Annotated in this window: 14 protein-coding genes; 7 read left to right on the forward strand and 7 right to left on the reverse strand. The window is 74.5% G+C overall.

The window, feature by feature from the left end; genetic code table 11:
* Positions 1–26: 26 nt before the first annotated feature.
* On the reverse strand, positions 27–992 hold the full coding sequence (locus ACFY8W_RS26685) for a glycosyl hydrolase (RefSeq protein ID WP_391110100.1): 966 nt from the start codon (positions 990–992) through the stop codon (positions 27–29).
* 423 nt (positions 993–1,415) lie between these two features.
* On the opposite strand from ACFY8W_RS26685, the gene ACFY8W_RS26690 reads away from it, so the two are divergent.
* From ACFY8W_RS26690 to ACFY8W_RS26715, 6 genes are all read left to right on the forward strand, one after another.
* The gene (locus ACFY8W_RS26690; RefSeq protein ID WP_391110102.1) at positions 1,416–2,192 is read left to right on the forward strand and encodes a hypothetical protein; all 777 of its coding nucleotides are present in this window, start codon (positions 1,416–1,418) and stop codon (positions 2,190–2,192) included.
* A complete protein-coding gene (locus ACFY8W_RS26695) occupies positions 2,189–2,944 on the forward strand; it encodes an NUDIX domain-containing protein (protein ID WP_391110105.1) in 756 nt (251 codons plus the stop codon). Before ACFY8W_RS26690 ends, ACFY8W_RS26695 begins: the two co-directional genes overlap by 4 nt.
* A 379-nt stretch (positions 2,945–3,323) precedes the next feature.
* A complete protein-coding gene (locus tag ACFY8W_RS26700) occupies positions 3,324–3,698 on the forward strand; it encodes a BlaI/MecI/CopY family transcriptional regulator (RefSeq protein WP_391110107.1) in 375 nt (124 codons plus the stop codon).
* A gap of 290 nt (positions 3,699–3,988) precedes the next feature.
* Positions 3,989–4,993: a serine/threonine dehydratase gene (locus ACFY8W_RS26705; protein ID WP_391110110.1), complete on the forward strand. Its 1,005-nt coding sequence runs from the start codon at positions 3,989–3,991 to the stop codon at positions 4,991–4,993.
* 114 nt (positions 4,994–5,107) lie between these two features.
* Complete coding sequence (locus tag ACFY8W_RS26710) at positions 5,108–6,244, forward strand: AI-2E family transporter (RefSeq protein WP_391111036.1); 1,137 nt, start codon at positions 5,108–5,110, stop codon at positions 6,242–6,244.
* Positions 6,245–6,472: 228 nt separating this feature from the next.
* Complete coding sequence (locus ACFY8W_RS26715) at positions 6,473–7,486, forward strand: CAP domain-containing protein (protein ID WP_391110113.1); 1,014 nt, start codon at positions 6,473–6,475, stop codon at positions 7,484–7,486.
* A 30-nt stretch (positions 7,487–7,516) separates the two neighbouring features.
* Here the strand turns inward: ACFY8W_RS26715 and ACFY8W_RS26720 are convergent, their stop codons facing one another.
* Positions 7,517–8,320, reverse strand: a complete 804-nt coding sequence (locus tag ACFY8W_RS26720; protein WP_391111039.1) for an EamA family transporter — start codon at positions 8,318–8,320, stop codon at positions 7,517–7,519.
* A 231-nt stretch (positions 8,321–8,551) separates the two neighbouring features.
* Between ACFY8W_RS26720 and ACFY8W_RS26725 the strand changes: the two genes are divergently transcribed.
* The gene (locus tag ACFY8W_RS26725; RefSeq protein ID WP_391110116.1) at positions 8,552–9,406 is read left to right on the forward strand and encodes a LysR substrate-binding domain-containing protein; all 855 of its coding nucleotides are present in this window, start codon (positions 8,552–8,554) and stop codon (positions 9,404–9,406) included.
* Between the two features lie 185 nt (positions 9,407–9,591).
* On the opposite strand, the gene ACFY8W_RS26730 is transcribed toward ACFY8W_RS26725, so the two are convergent.
* The 5 genes from ACFY8W_RS26730 to lnt all read right to left on the reverse strand — a co-directional run bounded on the left by ACFY8W_RS26730 (position 9,592) and on the right by lnt (position 16,122).
* The gene (locus tag ACFY8W_RS26730) at positions 9,592–10,791 is read right to left on the reverse strand and encodes a CoA transferase (RefSeq protein WP_391110119.1); all 1,200 of its coding nucleotides are present in this window, start codon (positions 10,789–10,791) and stop codon (positions 9,592–9,594) included.
* Between the two features lie 79 nt (positions 10,792–10,870).
* Entirely contained in the window at positions 10,871–12,760 is a 1,890-nt protein-coding gene (locus ACFY8W_RS26735) for a GAF domain-containing protein (RefSeq protein ID WP_391110121.1), read from the reverse strand.
* Positions 12,761–12,836: 76 nt separating this feature from the next.
* The gene (locus tag ACFY8W_RS26740) at positions 12,837–13,670 is read right to left on the reverse strand and encodes a 3-hydroxybutyrate dehydrogenase (RefSeq protein ID WP_391110123.1); all 834 of its coding nucleotides are present in this window, start codon (positions 13,668–13,670) and stop codon (positions 12,837–12,839) included.
* A gap of 55 nt (positions 13,671–13,725) precedes the next feature.
* On the reverse strand, positions 13,726–14,208 hold the full coding sequence (locus ACFY8W_RS26745; protein WP_391110126.1) for an NUDIX domain-containing protein: 483 nt from the start codon (positions 14,206–14,208) through the stop codon (positions 13,726–13,728).
* Between the two features lie 135 nt (positions 14,209–14,343).
* Positions 14,344–16,122, reverse strand: a complete 1,779-nt coding sequence (lnt, locus tag ACFY8W_RS26750; protein ID WP_391110129.1) for an apolipoprotein N-acyltransferase — start codon at positions 16,120–16,122, stop codon at positions 14,344–14,346.
* Between the last annotated feature and the right edge of the window lie 127 nt (positions 16,123–16,249).

A 16,249-nucleotide genomic window follows, 5' to 3' on the forward strand; every position in this document is an offset into this window, starting at 1 on the left:
ACGGCGGCGGTGGGACCACGGCGCGGTCAGCGTCCCCGGTAGACGCGGGCGCTCCGGTCGTTCTCCGCGCACGCCCACACCCCGTGGGGACAGTAGTCCGACAGCGACTGGTAGAGCGGCGGGTGCGCGCGGAACCAGGCGAGCATGCCGCTCATGTACGCCGGATTGTCGCCGTTGCGGAAGAGCCCCCACTCCGGGTAGGAGATGGGCTTGCGGTGCAGCTTCGCGAAGCTCACCTGCGCGTGCAGCCCGTACGGCTCGTCCACGTGCTCCCGGAAGGCCGAGAGGTGCGGCTGGTCGTAGGAGTCCATGCCGATCACGTCCACGTACGCGTCACCCGGGTAGCAGCTCGTCCACGGCACGGCGTCCCGGCCGCGGTTCGGCGCGAAGTCGAAGCGGAAGCGCTGGCCGTCGACCGCCCGCATGGTGCTCACGATGCGGCGCCAGTAGGCCCGCCAGCTGTCCGGATCCGGGTGGCAGCGGTGGGTGAAGGTGACGCCGTTCATCTCCCAGCCGAGGACGAGGATGCTGTCGGCGAGACCGAGACCGACCAGGCGCTGCGCCAGGACCCGGAAGTGGCGGTCGTAGGCGCCGCTCGCGCCGGACCCCAGGAGCTCTGCGACCTCGGCGTCGGACAGGTGGGCCTCGCTGCGGTCGAGCATGGGCACGTTGAGGACGACCACCCGGCCGGCGCGGGCGCCGCGCCAGGCCCCCCACGGCCGCAGGAACTCCGGCGGCCCCTCGATGCTCTCCCAGTCGTCACCGGGCAGGTACGTGCGGCCCGCGGTCAGCGATCCGCGCCCCCACCACTTCTCGAAGCCCGCCATGCGGGCGATCCCGTCGGCCAGGGAGCCGGTGTACACCCCGTTCGCGGTGGGCCGCGGGGCCGGCTTGGCGTCACCGTCGGCGAGCCCGCCCGGCGAGACCAGCTGCGCCGCGGTGAACAGCGCCAGCAGCACGACGACCGACCACACCCGTCCCGTACGCGTCACCCCGGACCGTCCTTCCGTCCGGACTGCGCCGGCCCTCGTCGTACGTCCTCGCGGTAGACCGCGCCGAGCACCGGGCCCCGGGCGGCTGCGGTGCTCCCGAGTCTGGCCAACCCGGCACGACCCCGCCACTCCGGTCCGCCGAGCGTGGGGTCCCGCGCTGGGCGCCGCACCGGACCCGGCTGCTCTCCTGCGACGGGACCCTCATCGCGGCGGCGGGTCCGCCCCGTACCCCGGGACCGCCGGTGAGCGTCCTCTGCTCCCCCGGCGTCCCCGTCCGCTTCCTCCCGCCGTCCCGCCGCCCCACACACGTTCCGCCTGCCCCGAGGAGTGGTGGTGCGGCGTTCGTTCCGTGTGGCCGGCAGCGGGGCGGTGGCCCGGGCACGTAGGCTCACGGCGGCGCGGCCAGTTCGACGAGGAGGACCCATGAACGCCACCGAGGAAGGCCGGCTCGGGCCGGCCGAGGCCGACGTCCGGAACGCGAAGACGACGCTGGTCCAGCTCCTCGCCCGCGCCGGTGTCTACTCCGGTGACGCGGAGGAGCTGATCGGGATCGTCGAGGCCGGGGCCCTCGCGCTGGCCCGCGAGGAGCTCGACGTCCTCGCCCGTGACGCGCCCGGCGAGAAGGGCGGGCCCTACGCCTCGGGCTGGGCGGAGGGTGTCCGGACCGTCACGGGCGGGCTCGGGGCCCGCGCCGAGCGGATCCTGCGTCAGGCCGTCGGCGCCACCGCCGAGGACGAGGGCGGGGCCGGGCGGGCGCCGCTGCCGCCGGTCGGACGGATGGAGCTGGAGCGGGCGAAGGTGGTCGTCCTGCCGCTCTACCTCTCCTTCTCCACGGTCTCCGACCTCGACCCCGAGGTCTCCGAGCAGGTTCTCACGGCCGTGCTCAGGACGATGACGGCCCGGCAGCGGGCCGGGTACGCGGACCGGCTCACGCGGTTCGCCGCCGCCCGGCACGAGTCGGTGGAGCGGATGTACGCGGAGTACGGCCCGGGCAGTCCCATCGCCATCCACGGCCGCTACTCGCTGCTCCACTCCCCCACCAGCATCGCCGTCCTGGAGCGGCTCACGACGACGCCCGACGCGCTGCGTGAGGAGTGGGACGCCGCCGAACTCCCGCCCGCCTGGCTGGAAGGCCTGATGACGGCGTGGACCGCGTCGGCCCCCGCCGACGGCCCTTCAGGCGTGAGGTCCGGTTCGTGAGCCGTCCGGCAGAGCACCCGGTGGCCCCGCCCGTGGTGTTCGTCGACACCGAGCGGCTCGCCCTGGACTTCGTCGAGTGCCCGCCGCCCCCGCTCTCCGACGGCGAACGGCGCGAGGTCGACCGCCGCTGGGCCGAAACCCGGGGCCGCAACCCGGCGACCTTCGACGGACCTCTGGTCGCCGCCCTGGGCCTCGACCTGGCCGGGCCCGGCCGGGCGACGGTGCGGTGGGCCAGGACGACCTACCGGCACCGGGCGCTGCGGGAGATCCGCCCGCCCGGGGACGTCCCGGGTTCCGTCTACGTGACGGTGCTGCTGCCCACCGACGAGGGCCTGGTGCTCGGACGCGGCTCCCGCACCACCGCCGCCCCCGGGCGCTGGAGCCTGCCGGGCGGCGCGGCGGAACCGCCACCGGCCGGCTGCCCCTTGGGCCTGGCCGCACTCCGCGGGCACGCCGTCCGCGAGCTGGCCGAGGAGGTCGGCGTCACGTCGCCGGAGGCGGAGTTGCGGCTGTGGGCGCTGACCCGGGGCACGCCCTTCGGCAGTCTCGGGTTCCACTTCCTCGCGCCGTCCGCCCCGGCCGACCTCGTGCGCCACCGGCACGCGGCACTCGCCGCGGCGGAGTCCGCCCGTGGCGTCGGGCCCGAGCTCGACGCGATCGGCTTCGCCGCGCCCGGCGGCCCGGCTCCCGCCCCGTTCCCCTGCGCCGACTATCTGCCGCAGGTGCTCGAACGATACGCCGCCGCAGGCTGACCGCCCACGGGCCCCGGGGGGCACGGTTGCGCGCGGCCCGGTGTGCGCGACGGCCACCGTGCCGGACGGCAGGACCGGGCGGGGCCACGGCCACGACGGAAGCGGGGGAGGTTTTCCGTCGTGGCGACTCCTCCAGGGCGCCGCCCGGTCCGTGCCGTTCGACGCGGTGCTCCCCGTGCCGCGGGGGTGCGCGTCGCGGGACCCATCGTGGCGCGGGCCCCGGGTGCGGACCAGAGGTTGCCGGCTGCGTGAACACGCGGTGGCGCGATCGCGCCATCCGCGCGGGCCGGTCCCGTCCGCCGTCGGGGCCCGTGAGCTGGGCGTCTGCGCGTCTACTATGACCGGCGAGAGGTGCGCGGAGCGGAGAGGACACGTGCCCATGCGTCGGCTGGGGGAGCTCGAGGCGGAGATCATGGACCGCTTCTGGAGGTGGAGCCGGCCCGCCACGGTGCGCGAGATCGTCGACGACATCAACCTCCTGCGGGAGGTCGCGTACACGACGGTGACGACCGTGACCACGATCCTCTTCCACAAGGGCTACCTGACCCGCGCCAGGGAGGGCCGGATCTGGGTCTACCGGGCCGCGGCCACGCGCGAGGCCTACGCGGCGGCGCTGATGGCGGACGGTCTCGACGCCAGCGAGGACCGGCCGGCCGCTCTCCTCGCCTTCGTCCGCGAGCTCGACGCGGGTGAACTCGCGGCCCTGCGCGAGGCCCTGAGCTCGGTCGACGCGCCGGCGGACGGCCGCCGCTAGGGCGTTCGCGCTCAGACTCCCTCGTATGAGGCCCAGTTCGGGCTCCGCCACCCGCGCGTGGAGGGCGTCGGGGACGGGGTGGCAGACGGGCTCGTCGGGGTCGGCATCGGGGTCGGCATCGGTATCTGCATCGGCATCGGCATCGGGGTCGGGGGCGGGGGCGGGGTCGGCGGTAGGGAGCGGCAAGCGCGCGGGCGGTCCTGGTCTCGGGCGCGCGGGGGGGGGTGCGATCATCGGTGGTACGGCGGTACCACCGCACCCGGACGCAACCACCCTCCAGGAGCAGCACCGTGCAGACCCTCTCGTACGGCGACGTGAAGGCGGCGGTGGAGCGCGTCGCCGACCACGTCCGCCCGGTCGCGATCGCCCCCGCGGAGCCCGTACACCCGCGAGGCGTCCTGGGCGCCGCAGGCACGGAGGCTCCCGGAGGCCCCGACGGGCCCGCGGCCCCCGGCCACGAGCTGTTCTTCGCCCTGGAGTTCCTGCAGCACACCGGTTCCTTCAAGGCGCGCGGGGCCCGGAACTTCCTCCAGGCACACCGGGAGGCCGGCACGCTGCCCGCGGCCGGAGTGACCATCGCTTCCGGCGGCAACGCGGGGCTCGCGTGTGCGTGGGCGGCGGGGCAGCAGGGCGTGCGGGCCACCGTGTTCCTGCCGGAGACCGCCCCGAAGGTGAAGGTCGACCGGCTGCGCGGTTACGGCGCCGACGTGCGGCTCGTCGGCTCCGAGTACGCCGAGGCGCTCGCGGCCTGCGAGGCGTTCGCGGCGGAGAGCGGGGCGCTCGCCTCGCACGCGTACGACCATCCGCTCATCGCCGCGGGCGCCGGCACGCTCCTGGAGGAGATCCACCGGCGGATCCCCGGCCTGGACACCGTGGTGGTCTCGGTCGGCGGCGGTGGTCTCTTCGCCGGTGTCGCCACGGCCGCGCGCGAGCACGGCGTCCGTACGGTGGCGGTCGAGCCGGAGAACTGCCGCGCCCTGGACGCCGCCCTGGCGGCCGGCGCTCCGGCCGACGTGACGGTGGATTCGGTGGCGGCCGACTCGCTCGGCGCCCGGCGCGTCTCCGCCGCCGCGCTGCACGCGGCCCGCCAGGACGACGTCCGGACGCTTCTGGTCCCGGACGCGGAGATCGTGCGGGTGCGCCGGGCGCTGTGGGCGGATCACCGGCTCGTGGTCGAGCACGCCGCGGCCACCGCCCTGGCGGGGCTCACGGGCGGTGGCTACCGCCCGAGCCCGGGCGAGAAGGTCTGCGTGGTCCTGTGCGGCGCCAACACCGATCCCACCGACCTGGTGTGACCTGACCCCGGCCGGGGTTCCGACCTGCCCGTCGGCGGGACGACGGTTACCCGGTCGGGGGAATGTGCGGGCGCGGGCTTTGCGCCTCGGCGCGCGGGTGGTACGTCGATGGCCATGCAGCCAGGCTCGCCCCCCGCGGTCGCCCCTTTCCTCCGTACGGCCGCCGCCTACGCGTGGCGGCTGCTCGTCGTCGGCACGCTCGTCTACGCGCTGTTCGCGGTGCTCGGGCGGTTCCACGAGATCGGCGTGGCGCTCTTCCTCGGTCTGGTCGTCACCGCCCTGCTGCGGCCGGTCGCGGACGTCGCCGCCCGCGGGCTGCCGCGCGCCCTGGCGGTGGCCCTGACCGTGCTCGGCAGCATCGCGCTGGTCCTCGGCGTGCTCGCGCTGGTCGGCGAGGCGGTGGCGAACGAGCGGACGACGCTGGTGCGGGAGTTCCGGGACGGCATCGAGCGGATCGAGCACTGGCTGGAGCGCCCGCCGTTCCGGCTGAATCCGGAGGCGCTGTCGGACCTTCAGTCGCGGATCGGGCAGTTCCTCTCCAGCCACCGTTCGACGCTGGTCAGCGACGCGGTGAGCGGTGCGCACCATCTGGTGGCGGTGCTGGCGACGCTGGCGCTCGCGTTGTTCTCGGCGGTCCTCTTCATCCACTCGGGAGACCGCCAGTGGGCCTGGTTCCGGGACCAGTTGCCGAGGTCCGTACGGGGCCGGGTGGAGGTCGGCGGGCGCGCGGCCTGGCGCACGTTCACCGGCTACACCCACGGGATCGTCCTGGTGGCGGCGACCAACGCGGTCCTGGTGGGGCTCGCGCTGTGGCTGCTCGGGGTGCCGCTGGCGGTGCCGCTCGCGCTGCTCGAGTTCGCCGCGGCGTTCATCCCGCTGATCGGCTCGCCGATCGCGCTCGCGGTCGCCGCCGTGGTGGCCCTGGCCGCCGAAGGGCCGCTGGTGGCGGCGATCGTGATCGCGCTGATCGTGGTGATCGGCCAGATCGAGGGGCATGTGCTGCATCCGCTGGTGATGAGCTGGGCCGTTCGGCTGCATCCGCTGGTGGTGGCGATCTCGGTCGTCGCGGGCTCCATCGCGGCGGGATTCGTGGGCGCGGTGGTGGCGGTGCCACTGGTGTCGGTGGTGTGGTCGGTGCACTCGGCGCTGCGGGCGGCCCGCGAGACGGAGCGGGCCCTCGCGGAGGAGGGCCCGGACGGCCGGGAGGGCGGTCCGGGCCCGTCCGATCCTGACGCGCCCGACAAGCCCTAGGCGGTTGGGGTGGCCGCTCCCTTGTCGCTGCTGTGGCGTGGTGGACCGGTCTGCCTTTTACTTGGAGACGGACGGTGAGTGGCCGGCGCCGGGCGAGCGCCCACTCAACCCACTGGTGTTCCGTTCCAGCGCTTCATCTATCAGATGCGTCAGCTCCGCGAGCACATCGGCCATTTCTTGATGACCGCCAGATGGCCCAGGTCGCGTATTACCGCGGTAGGTGAGCTTATGCTGCAGCTTCGAACACGGGGCACGGTCCTGCTCGTGCTGTTGACGGTGGTCCCAGCCCTGGCCCTCGCAGACCGTACGCCGGCCGCCAGTTCGGACGCCAACCTGTCCACGGCGGTGTACCTGTCCGACGGCTCCCGATTCCCCGGCTGGACACAATGGAGCGACCGCGACGGCGGATGGATCGACGGAACCCCATGGGTCGCCGGAGACTTCAACGGCGACAAAAAAGCCGACCTCGCCACCGTATGGAACAACGGCGGCTCCAACACCATCACCGTAAGCCTCTCAACCGGAACCGGATTCAAGCGCACCCACTGGGCCACAAACGCAGGCGGCTGGATGGACACCACCAAGTGGACCGCCGCAGACTTCAACGGCGACGGGAAAAGCGACATCGCCGCATCCTGGGCCAACGGCGACACGTCCGGGCCCGGGGACTGCCTGAAGGCGGAAGAGGCCTACGCCGGCTATGTCGACCGGGTTCCGCGGACCGAGGCCGACGTCGTCAACGCCGAGCACGCGACGCTGTACCTGGTGAACGTGGAGCGCTCGCAGCGTGGTCTGGCGCCGCTCTGCTTCAACGGGAGCCTCGCTTCCGCGGCGCGGGCGCACTCCGAGAACTGGGCGACGGCCCCGGATCGTGGCTGCCCGTCCAACCCGAACTGGTTCGGGTGCGGTCACTGGGACTCCCGGGCGGGGTACGCCTGGCCGGAGGACCGCATCGCCAAGTCGGACTACGGCGCGTACCGCGCGATGAGCGAGAACACCCAGTACGGCGGAGGGCGGAGTGACGGCTCCGAGGTCGTGCCTGCGGGATGGACCTGGGGCACCCCCAAGGCCGCCGTCTACTGGTGGATGAACCACGACCCCCAGAACGACTACGCCGACAACGGGCACCGCAGAGCCATCCTCGACCCTCGGTTCCAGGACGCCGGCCCGGGCGTCGGTCGCTACACCGACCGTTTCGGCAACCCCGCTGCGACCTTCACCTTGATGTTCGGAGCCCGCTGAGCCCTTCGGCCTGACGTTCGAGAACAGGCCCTAGCGGCGTGAGGTGAGGATGCTGACGGCGTTGGCCGTGACGACGGCGGCGATCGCGGCGGCGTCGGCCCAGCCGAGGCGCTGCCCGAGGCCGATCCAGCCGACCAGGGCCGCGAGCACGGGATTGACGCTCATGAACAGGCCGAAGGCCGCGGGCGGCACGTGGCGCAGGGTGAAGAGGTCCACGAGGTACGGGACGGCCGAGGACAGCACACCGGCGGCCACCGCGCAGCCGAGCGCCGCGGCCGTCGGGGGATGGCGCAGCACGACGAGGACGCCGATGGGCAGGAACATCAGCGCGGACAGCCCGGCCGCGGCGGCGCTGCCCTGCGCTCCGGGTATCCGGCTGCCGACGGTGCGGTTGAGCAGGATGTACGCGGCCCAGCAGGCGGCGCCGAGCAGGCCGAAGCCCATGCCGACGTAGTCGGTGGAGGGCTGCGGTCGCATGAGGGTGATCACGCCCGCCGCGGCGAGTACGGCGCAGGCGGCGTCGACGCGCCGGCGGGTGGCGGCGAGCGCGATGGCGAGCGGGCCGAGGAACTCCAGGGTCACGGCGAGGCCGAGGCCGACCCGGTCGATGGCCGTGTAGAGGGACAGGTTCATGGTGCCGAAGACGACCGCGAGCAGGATCACCGGCCACCACTGGTGGCGGGTGAACGTGCGCAGCCGCGGCCGGTCAACGGCTGTCAGGACGAGCGCGGCGACGTACTGGCGGACGGCGACGACGCCGACCGGGCCGAGGACGGGGAAGGCGAGGGAGCCGGTGGCGGCGCCGATCTGGTTGGACAGACCGCTGCCGAGCATGGCGGCCACGCCGCCCGCGGAGGTACGGGGCGCGGGTCCGGCGGCGGTCGACGAGGCGGGACCCGGGTCCGAGGACCCGGACACGGCCGCGGGCGCGAACGGCTGCGAGGACGGCCGGGAGGACGGCGAGGACGAGGAGGCAGGGGACGAGGCTGCGGGCATGGCCCGATCGTCCTCGCCGCACATGCTTGCGCAAAATGCATGGCCGGATCCGATCTATACGCTAGGCGTATGCACATGGAACTGCGCCAGCTGCGCTGTCTGGTCGCGATCGTCGACGAGGGCGGCTTCACGGATGCCGCGCTCACGCTGGGCGTCTCCCAGGCCGCCGTGTCCCGCACCCTCGCCTCTCTCGAACAGACCTTGGGCGTACGGCTGTTGCGGCGCACCTCGCGGTCGGTGACGCCGACGGCGACCGGGGCCCGGGTGGTGGCGCAGGCCCGCCGGGTGCTCGCCGAGGCGGAGGAGCTGCTCCGGGTGACGACGTCGGGTGAGGGTGCGCTGCGGATCGGCTACGCCTGGTCGGCCCTCGGCCGGCACACGCCCGCGTTCCAGCGGCAGTGGGCCGCCGCGCACCCCGGTACGGAACTCCAGATGGTCCGGGTGAACTCGCCGACCGCCGGCCTCGCCGAGGGCTCGTGCGACCTGGCGGTGCTGCGCAGGCCTCTGGAGGACCGGCGCTTCGACTCGGCGATCGTGGGGCTCGAGCGGCGGCTGTGCGCCATGGCGGCCGACGAGCCGCTGGCCCGGCGCCGCTCGGTTCGGCTCGCCGACCTCAGCGGGCACACGCTGCTCATCGACCGGCGCACCGGCACCACCACGCCGGAGCTGTGGCCGCCCGACTCCCGGCCGGCGACGGAGGAGACGTACGACGTGGACGACTGGCTCACGGCGATCTCCACCGGCCGCCGGATCGGGATGAGCGCGGAGGCCACGGCCAGTCAGTACCGCAGGCCCGGCGTCGTCTACCGCCCGGTGCGCGACGCCGAACCGGTGGCCGTACGGCTCGCCTGGTGGCGGGACGACCCGCATCCCGCCGCCCAGGCGGTGATCGAACTGCTCACCGCGCTCTACCGCACGCCGTGACGCTCCGCGCCGCTCTGCGGGCAACCGACGGGCGGGAGTTGGTCCGGGGCCGGTCAAGGTCCGGGGCCGGTGGAGGTCCGGGGCCGGTCAAGGTCCGGGGCCGGTCAGGGTCCGGCGCCGGTCGGGGTCCGGCGCGCCCCGGGTGCCGGTCGACGTCCGGCAGGCGCGCTCCGGCCGCCTGTGCGTCAGATCGCGTGCGCGGCCCGCATCTCCTCGACGGCGGCCGAGTCGAAGCCCAGTTCCGCCAGGATGGCCTCGGTGTGTTCGCCGACGCCGGGGACGGCGTCCATGCGCGGCTGCGTGCCGCCGAGGTCGGCCGGCGGCAGCAGGGCCGGGACCTCGGTGCCGCCCGGGAGCCGCACGTCCCGCCAGCGGTCGCGGGCCTCGAGCACCGGGTGCTCCAGGAACTCCGCCATGTCGTTGACCCCCGCGTTGGCGATGCCCGCCTCGTCGAGGATCCTTCCGACGGTCGCGCTGTCGAGCTCGGTGAACCGCTCGGCCACCAGGGCGTCCAGCTCCGCGCGGTGGGCGACCCGGTCGGAGCCGGTCGCGAACCTCGGGTCCGTGACGAGTCCCGGCCGCTCCAGGAACCGCTCGCACAGGGCCGCCCATTCCCGTTCGTTCTGGATCGAGAACAGGACGTCCTTGCCGTCGGCGGCCGTGAAGGCTCCGTACGGCGCGATCGTGGCGTGCCGGGTGCCGATGCGCGGGGGCTGCACGCCGCCGAAGCGGGTGTAGTAGGCGGGCTGGTGCATCCATTCGGCGAGCGCCTCGAAGAGGGAGACCTCGACGGGCCGGGCGGTGCCGGTGGTCGCCCGGGTGAACAGGGCGGTGAGGACGCCGCTGTAGAGGTACATGCCGCCGGCGATGTCGGCCACGGATATCCCGGCCCGGGCGGTGCCGTGCTCGTTGCCCGTCAGCGAGACCAGGCCGGTCTGGCACTGGACGAGCAGGTCGTAGGCCTTGCGGCCGGCCCAGGGGCCGCTGGTGCCGTAGCCGGAGAGGCCGGCGGCGATGAGCCGGGGGAAGCGCTCGGCGAGGGCCTCGGGGGCCAGCCCGAGGCGGGCGGCGGCGCCGGGCGCCAGGTTCTGCACGAACACGTCCGCGCCGGCGAGCAGCCGCTCCAGGACCTCGCGGCCCGCGTCCGTCTTCAGGTCGAGCGTGATCGACTCCTTGGAGCGGTTGAGCCAGACGAAGTAGCTGGACTCCCCGTGCACGGTGGTGTCGTAGCGGCGCGCGAAGTCGCCGTCCCCGGGCCGCTCGACCTTGATCACCCGTGCGCCGAGGTCGGCCAGCTGACGGGTGGCGAAGGGCGCGGCCACCGCCTGCTCGAGGCTGACCACGGTGATGCCGGAAAGCGGCAGGTCTGCGGGACGTCCGGTCATCGAGGTGTCCTCCTGGCGCCGGAGGGTACGGCGCGGTGTGCGGTGCGGGCGTGCGGTACGGGCATGAGGGCGGGCGCGGTCAGCGTATGACGGCCGCCGAGAGGGCGTGCAGCCGCAGGGCCAGCTGGATCTCCAGGGCGCGGGCGGGTGACTGCCAGTCGGGGCCGAGCAGCCGGCCGATCCGCTCGACGCGCTGGGCCACGGTGTTCACGTGGACGTGCAGGTCGTCCTTGGTGCGGGCGGGGCTCATGCCGCTGGCGAAGTAGGCGTCCATGGTGCGCACCAGGTCCGTGCCGCGGCGCCGGTCGTAGTCGACGACCTGGCCGATGGTGCGCTCCACGAAGCCCTCGATGTCGCGGGTGTCGGCGAGCAGCAGCCCGAGGAAGCCGAGGTCCTCGGCGGCGGCGCCTTCGCCCTGCCGGTGCAGCAGCCGCAGCGCCTCCAGACAGCGGCGGGCCTCCTCGTAGGCCGGGGCGACCTTGTCGGGGTGGGCGAGCGGGGCGGCGACGGGTGCGGAGGCGCCGACGGAGACCGGCTCGTGGAGGGCGCCGCCGAGGTGCTTCGCGGTCTGCCGGGCGAGCTCGGCGGCGGTCTCTCCGGGGCCGAGCGGCAGCAGCAGGACGGTGCCGCCGTCGCGCGCCGAGGCCAGGCCGTGGCGGGTCGCGGCGAGGTGCGAGGCCGCGGAGCGCAGCCGCTGCCGGTCGGCACCCTCCCGTCCGCCGGCGTCCGGTTCGGTGTCGGCGCCGGCCCGGTCGATGCGGGCGGCGAGGACCACATGGGGGGCGTCGGTGTCGGTGCGCAGCCGTGCGGCGCGCTCGCGCAGCAGCCGCCGGTCCCGGTCGGGCGCGTCGAGGAGGTCGTCGAGCAGCTCGCCGCGGACCCGCTGCTCGGCCTCTCCCGCGGAGCGGCGGGCGAGCAGCAGCAGGGACGTCACGAGGGCGGCCCGCTCCAGGGTGCGCAGGTCGACGGGGTCGAGTCCGGGCCGGTCGCGCAGGACGAGGGCGCCGAAGGTCTCGCCGCCCGCGGAGACCGAGGCGATCCAGTCGTCGCCGTCCCGGGTGGCGTGGCCCTCGGCGATCGTCGCGGGGCCCGGCCGCTCGTCGACGAAGTCGACGGTGCCGCCGAGGACTTCGGACACGGCCGCGGCGACGTCGTGGACCCCGCCGCCGCGCAGCACGAGTTCGGTGAGCCGGTCGTGCACCTCCGAGGCGCGCTCGATGACGCCGCTGTGCTCGCGGATGATGTCGTTGGCCCGCTCCAGCTCGGCGAGGGCGGAGCGGGTCTCGGCGAGCAGGTTGGCGGTGTCGATGGCGACGGCGGCGTGCGCGGCGAACGAGCCGAGCAGGGCGACCTGCTCGCGTTCGAAGACACGGGCACGGCGGTCGGCGGCGAACAGGACGCCGATCACCTGGCTGCCGAGGGTGAGCGGCACGCCGAGGATCGCGACGAGGCCCTCGTCGCCGACCGCGCTGTCGATGGCCTCGGTGTGCTGGAAGCGCGCGTCCTGGAAGTAGTCGTCGGTGACGTACGGCCGGGCGGTCTGGGCGACGAGCCCGCCGAGCCCCTCCCCCATGCCGAGTCTGACCTGCTGGAACCTGGCCGAGACGGAGCCCTCGGTGACCCGCATGTAGGTGTCGCCCCTGGCCGGGTCGTTGAGGCTGAGGTAGGCGACCTCGGTGCCGAGCAGGGAGCGGGCGCGCTGGACGATGGCGCGCAGCACGTCGTCGAGGTCGCGCAGGCCCGCGAGGTCGTGGGCGGTCTCGAAGAGCGCGGACAGCTCGGCCTCGCGCCGCCGCCGGCCCTCCAGCTCGGCCCGGACCCGCAGCGCGAGCTGTTTGGCCTGCTCCAGCTCGGCCAGCCGCTCGGGCCCCGCGCCGCTCGCGCGGGCGAGCAGCACGGGGCGGTCGTACGCCTCCGCCGCGGCGCCGCGGGCGAGGAGCTCCAGGTAGACGGCCTGTTCGTGGGTCATGGTCACAGGGATACCTGTCGTACGGGGGGTCGCACCAGCCCTGTGGACAACCGCCTGTGGACGATGGGCGCGGCACTCAGTGCGCCGTCCAGCCTCCGTCGAGGGCGAGCGAGCTGCCAGTAACGAAGGAGGCCTGCGGGGTGCACAGGTACAGCACGGCCTCGGCGACCTCCTCGGGCTCGATCAGCCGCTTGAGCGCGGAGTCCCGCAGCAGGACGTCGGAGAGCACCCGCTCGGCGGGGATGCCGTGGGCTGCCGCCTGGTCGGCGATCTGCCGCTCGACGAGCGGGGTGCGCACGTAGCCGGGGCTGACGCAGTTGGAGGTGACGCCGTGCGAGGCGCCTTCGAGGGCCGCGGTCTTGGACAGGCCCTCCAGGCCGTGCTTGGCGGCCACGTAGGCCGACTTGAAGGCGGAGGCGCGCAGTCCGTGCACGGAGGAGATGTTCACGATCCGGCCCCAGCCCCGCGCGTACATCTCCGGGAGCGCCCCTCTGATCAGCCGGAAGGGCGCCTCCAGCATCACGGTCAGGACGGTGTGGAAGACGTCCGGAGGGAACTCCTGGATGGGCCGGACGAGCTGGAGTCCCGCGTTGTTCACGAGGATGTCGGCGCCGGCGGCCGTGGCCTCGGCGGCGTCGAGGTCGGTGAGGTCGAGCAGCCGGGGCTCGACGGCGCCCGGGAGGCCCCGGGCGGCCTCGGTCAGCGCGTCGAGCCCTTCCGCGGCCCGGTCGACGGCTCTGACCCGGGCTCCGGCGGCGGCGAGCCGCAGCGCGCAGGCGCGGCCGATGCCGCCGGCCGCGCCGGTGACGAGCGCGGTGCGCCCGGAGAGGTCGAGGGTGACGGGCCCGGGGGCGGGGCGGGGCGCGACGGCCTGGGCCGGGACGGGTCCCGGTGTGATGGAGGCGCTCATGTTCGGCACCCTATGAAGCGGCCCCGCACCGACCGATGTGTGCCGAACACACAGTTCAGCCCAGAGGACTGGGGTCGAACCATGTGGGTTCGTCCTTGAGGGCCTGCTCGATGCGGAAGTGCGAGAAGCGCTTCATCTGGGGCAGCTCGTCCAGCGCGAACCAGCCGACCTCCGTCGACTCCTCGTCGTTGACCCGGGCCTCGCCGCCGACGGCCCGGCAGCGGAAGGACACGTCCATGAACTGGCAGCGGTCCCCGTTGGGGTAGACGACGGGCTTGCGGAGGGTCTGCACGAGCACGACCCGCTCCACCTCGGCCCGGACGCCCGTCTCCTCGTACACCTCGCGGACGGCGCAGGCGGCCGGCTGCTCGCCGGGCTCGACGATGCCGCCGACGATGGCCCACATGCCGTTGTCCGCGCGGCGGCCCAGGAGCACACGTCCCCGGTCGTCGAAGACGACCGCGGAGACGCCCGGCAGGAAGAGCAGCTGGTGGCCGGCGGAGGCCCGGATGTCACGGATGAAGTCAGGGGTGCCCATGTCTCGACCCTAGATCATCATCCGATCGTCCCGGCCGCCGCTCGGGCCACCCGGCATGGCACGGGCCGCCCGGCCCGGCACGGCGCGGGGCGCCCGGCACGGCACGGGGCGCCCGCTCAGGCACGGGGCGCCCGCTCAGGCGACGCGTGACCTGCGGGCCCGCGCCGACCGCGCGGCCGACCAGCCGAGACCGCCCACGGCGACCGCCACGAGGAGCGCCTCGGGCAGGGTGCCCATGCGGGTCGCCGGGGTCAGCGAGGAGCGCAGCGGCACCTTCTCGACCAGCACGTCGGGGGTGAAGAGCTCGGTCTGCGCGACGATCGTCCCGTCGGGCCGGATGACCGCGCTCACGCCGCTGGTGACCGGAACGACCACACTGCGGCTGTGCTCCACGGCGCGCACGCGCGACATGGCCAGCTGCTGGTAGGTCATCTCGCTGCGGCCGAAGGTGGCGTTGTTGCTGGGCACGGTGATCAGCTGGGCGCCGTGGGTGACGGTGTCCCGGACCGCCCAGTCGAAGGCCGCCTCGTAGCAGGTGGCGAGCCCCACCTTCGTACCGGCCAGGTCGAAGACGCCGACCTCGTTCCCCGGCCCGAAGTCGCGGCGGACGCGGTCGACGTCGCTGCTGAAGAGCCGGACGAAGGACCGCATGGGGATGTACTCGCCGAAGGGCTGGACGTGCCGCTTGTCGTACTCGGCGACCGGGCCCTTCCCCGGGGCCCACTGGATGAGGGTGTTGCGCAGGTTGCCGGTCGGGGGCGCGATGACGGAGCCGATCACGGTGGGCGCGTTCACGTCGCGCACCGCCTCGTCGATGACCTCGTACGCGTCCGGGTTGGCGTACGGGTCGATGTCGGAGGAGTTCTCCGGCCACAGCACGAAGTCGGGCTGCGGCACGCGGCCCGCCCGCACCTCGGCGGCGAGCTCCTTGGTGCGGTTGGCGTGGTTGTCGAGCACGGCACGCCGCTGGGAGTTGAAGTCGAGGCCGAGGCGGGGCACGTTGCCCTGAACCGCGGCGACGGTCGCGGTGCCGTCCTCGGCCGCGTCCGAGACGAGCGGCAGCGCGGCGAGGGCACCGGTGACGGGCACGAGCACGGCGAGCGCGGCGGCGACCAGCGGGCCGCGTGACCTGCGCGAGGGCGCCGGATTGCGGGCCGGGGCCGGGGCGGTTGCCGGCGAGGAGTCGAGTGCCTCGGAGGACTCGCGCGTCCCCGCGGCCTCGGGCGCCCCCGCGGCCTCGAAGGACTCAGACGTCCCTCCGGCCTTGGGCGTCCTGGTGGCGTCGGCCGCATCCGCCGGCTCCGGACCCGTGCCGGTACGGGCGCGCCGGGCGAGGACCTGGCGCAGCAGCTCGTACAGCCCGAAGCCGCACAGCGCGACGCCGAAGCCGAGCACCGGGGTGCCGCCGACGGCCGCGAGCGGCAGGAAGATCCCGTCCGCCTGCCCGAAGGCGATCTTGCCCCAGGGGAAGCCGCCGAACGGCACGCGCGCGCGTGCCGCCTCGCCGAGGATCCACACGGCGGCGGCGAAGACCGGCCAGGCGGGCAGCCGCGAGACCACCGCGATGCCGAGGCCGACGGCCCCGACGAACAGCGCCGACACGGCGGCGAGTGCCAGCCACGGCACCGGCCCGACCTCTTCGCCGGTCCACACGAGCAGCGGCATCAGGAAGCCGAGCCCGGCCAGGTAGCCGAGGCCGAAGCCGGCCCGCGGCCGCCGGCCGCGCAGGGTCCAGCCGAGCAGCGCGAACGCGGGCAGCGCGAGCCACCACAGGGGCCGCGGCGGGAAGCTCAGGAAGAGCATCAGTCCGGCCAGCAGGGCCGCACCGGGGCGCAGCAGCCGCCGAGGGCCACGGGCCCGCTCGGGGGCGGAATCGGACTCGGGCGCGTCGGCGGGGGCGATGGTGGTGCTCACGTGCCGGAGTCTACGGCGCGGGGCGCGCCCGGCAGGAGTGCGGTCCGCGCCGCGCGCCCCGTGGGCGAGGGGTTCCGGCGGCGAGCCGCGCCGCGAGGCGCCTCGCCGGCCGTCTCCGGGGTCCGCG

Origin of the sequence: Streptomyces sp. NPDC012637 (assembly GCF_042954805.1) — a bacterium.
Taxonomy (GTDB): domain Bacteria; phylum Actinomycetota; class Actinomycetes; order Streptomycetales; family Streptomycetaceae; genus Streptomyces.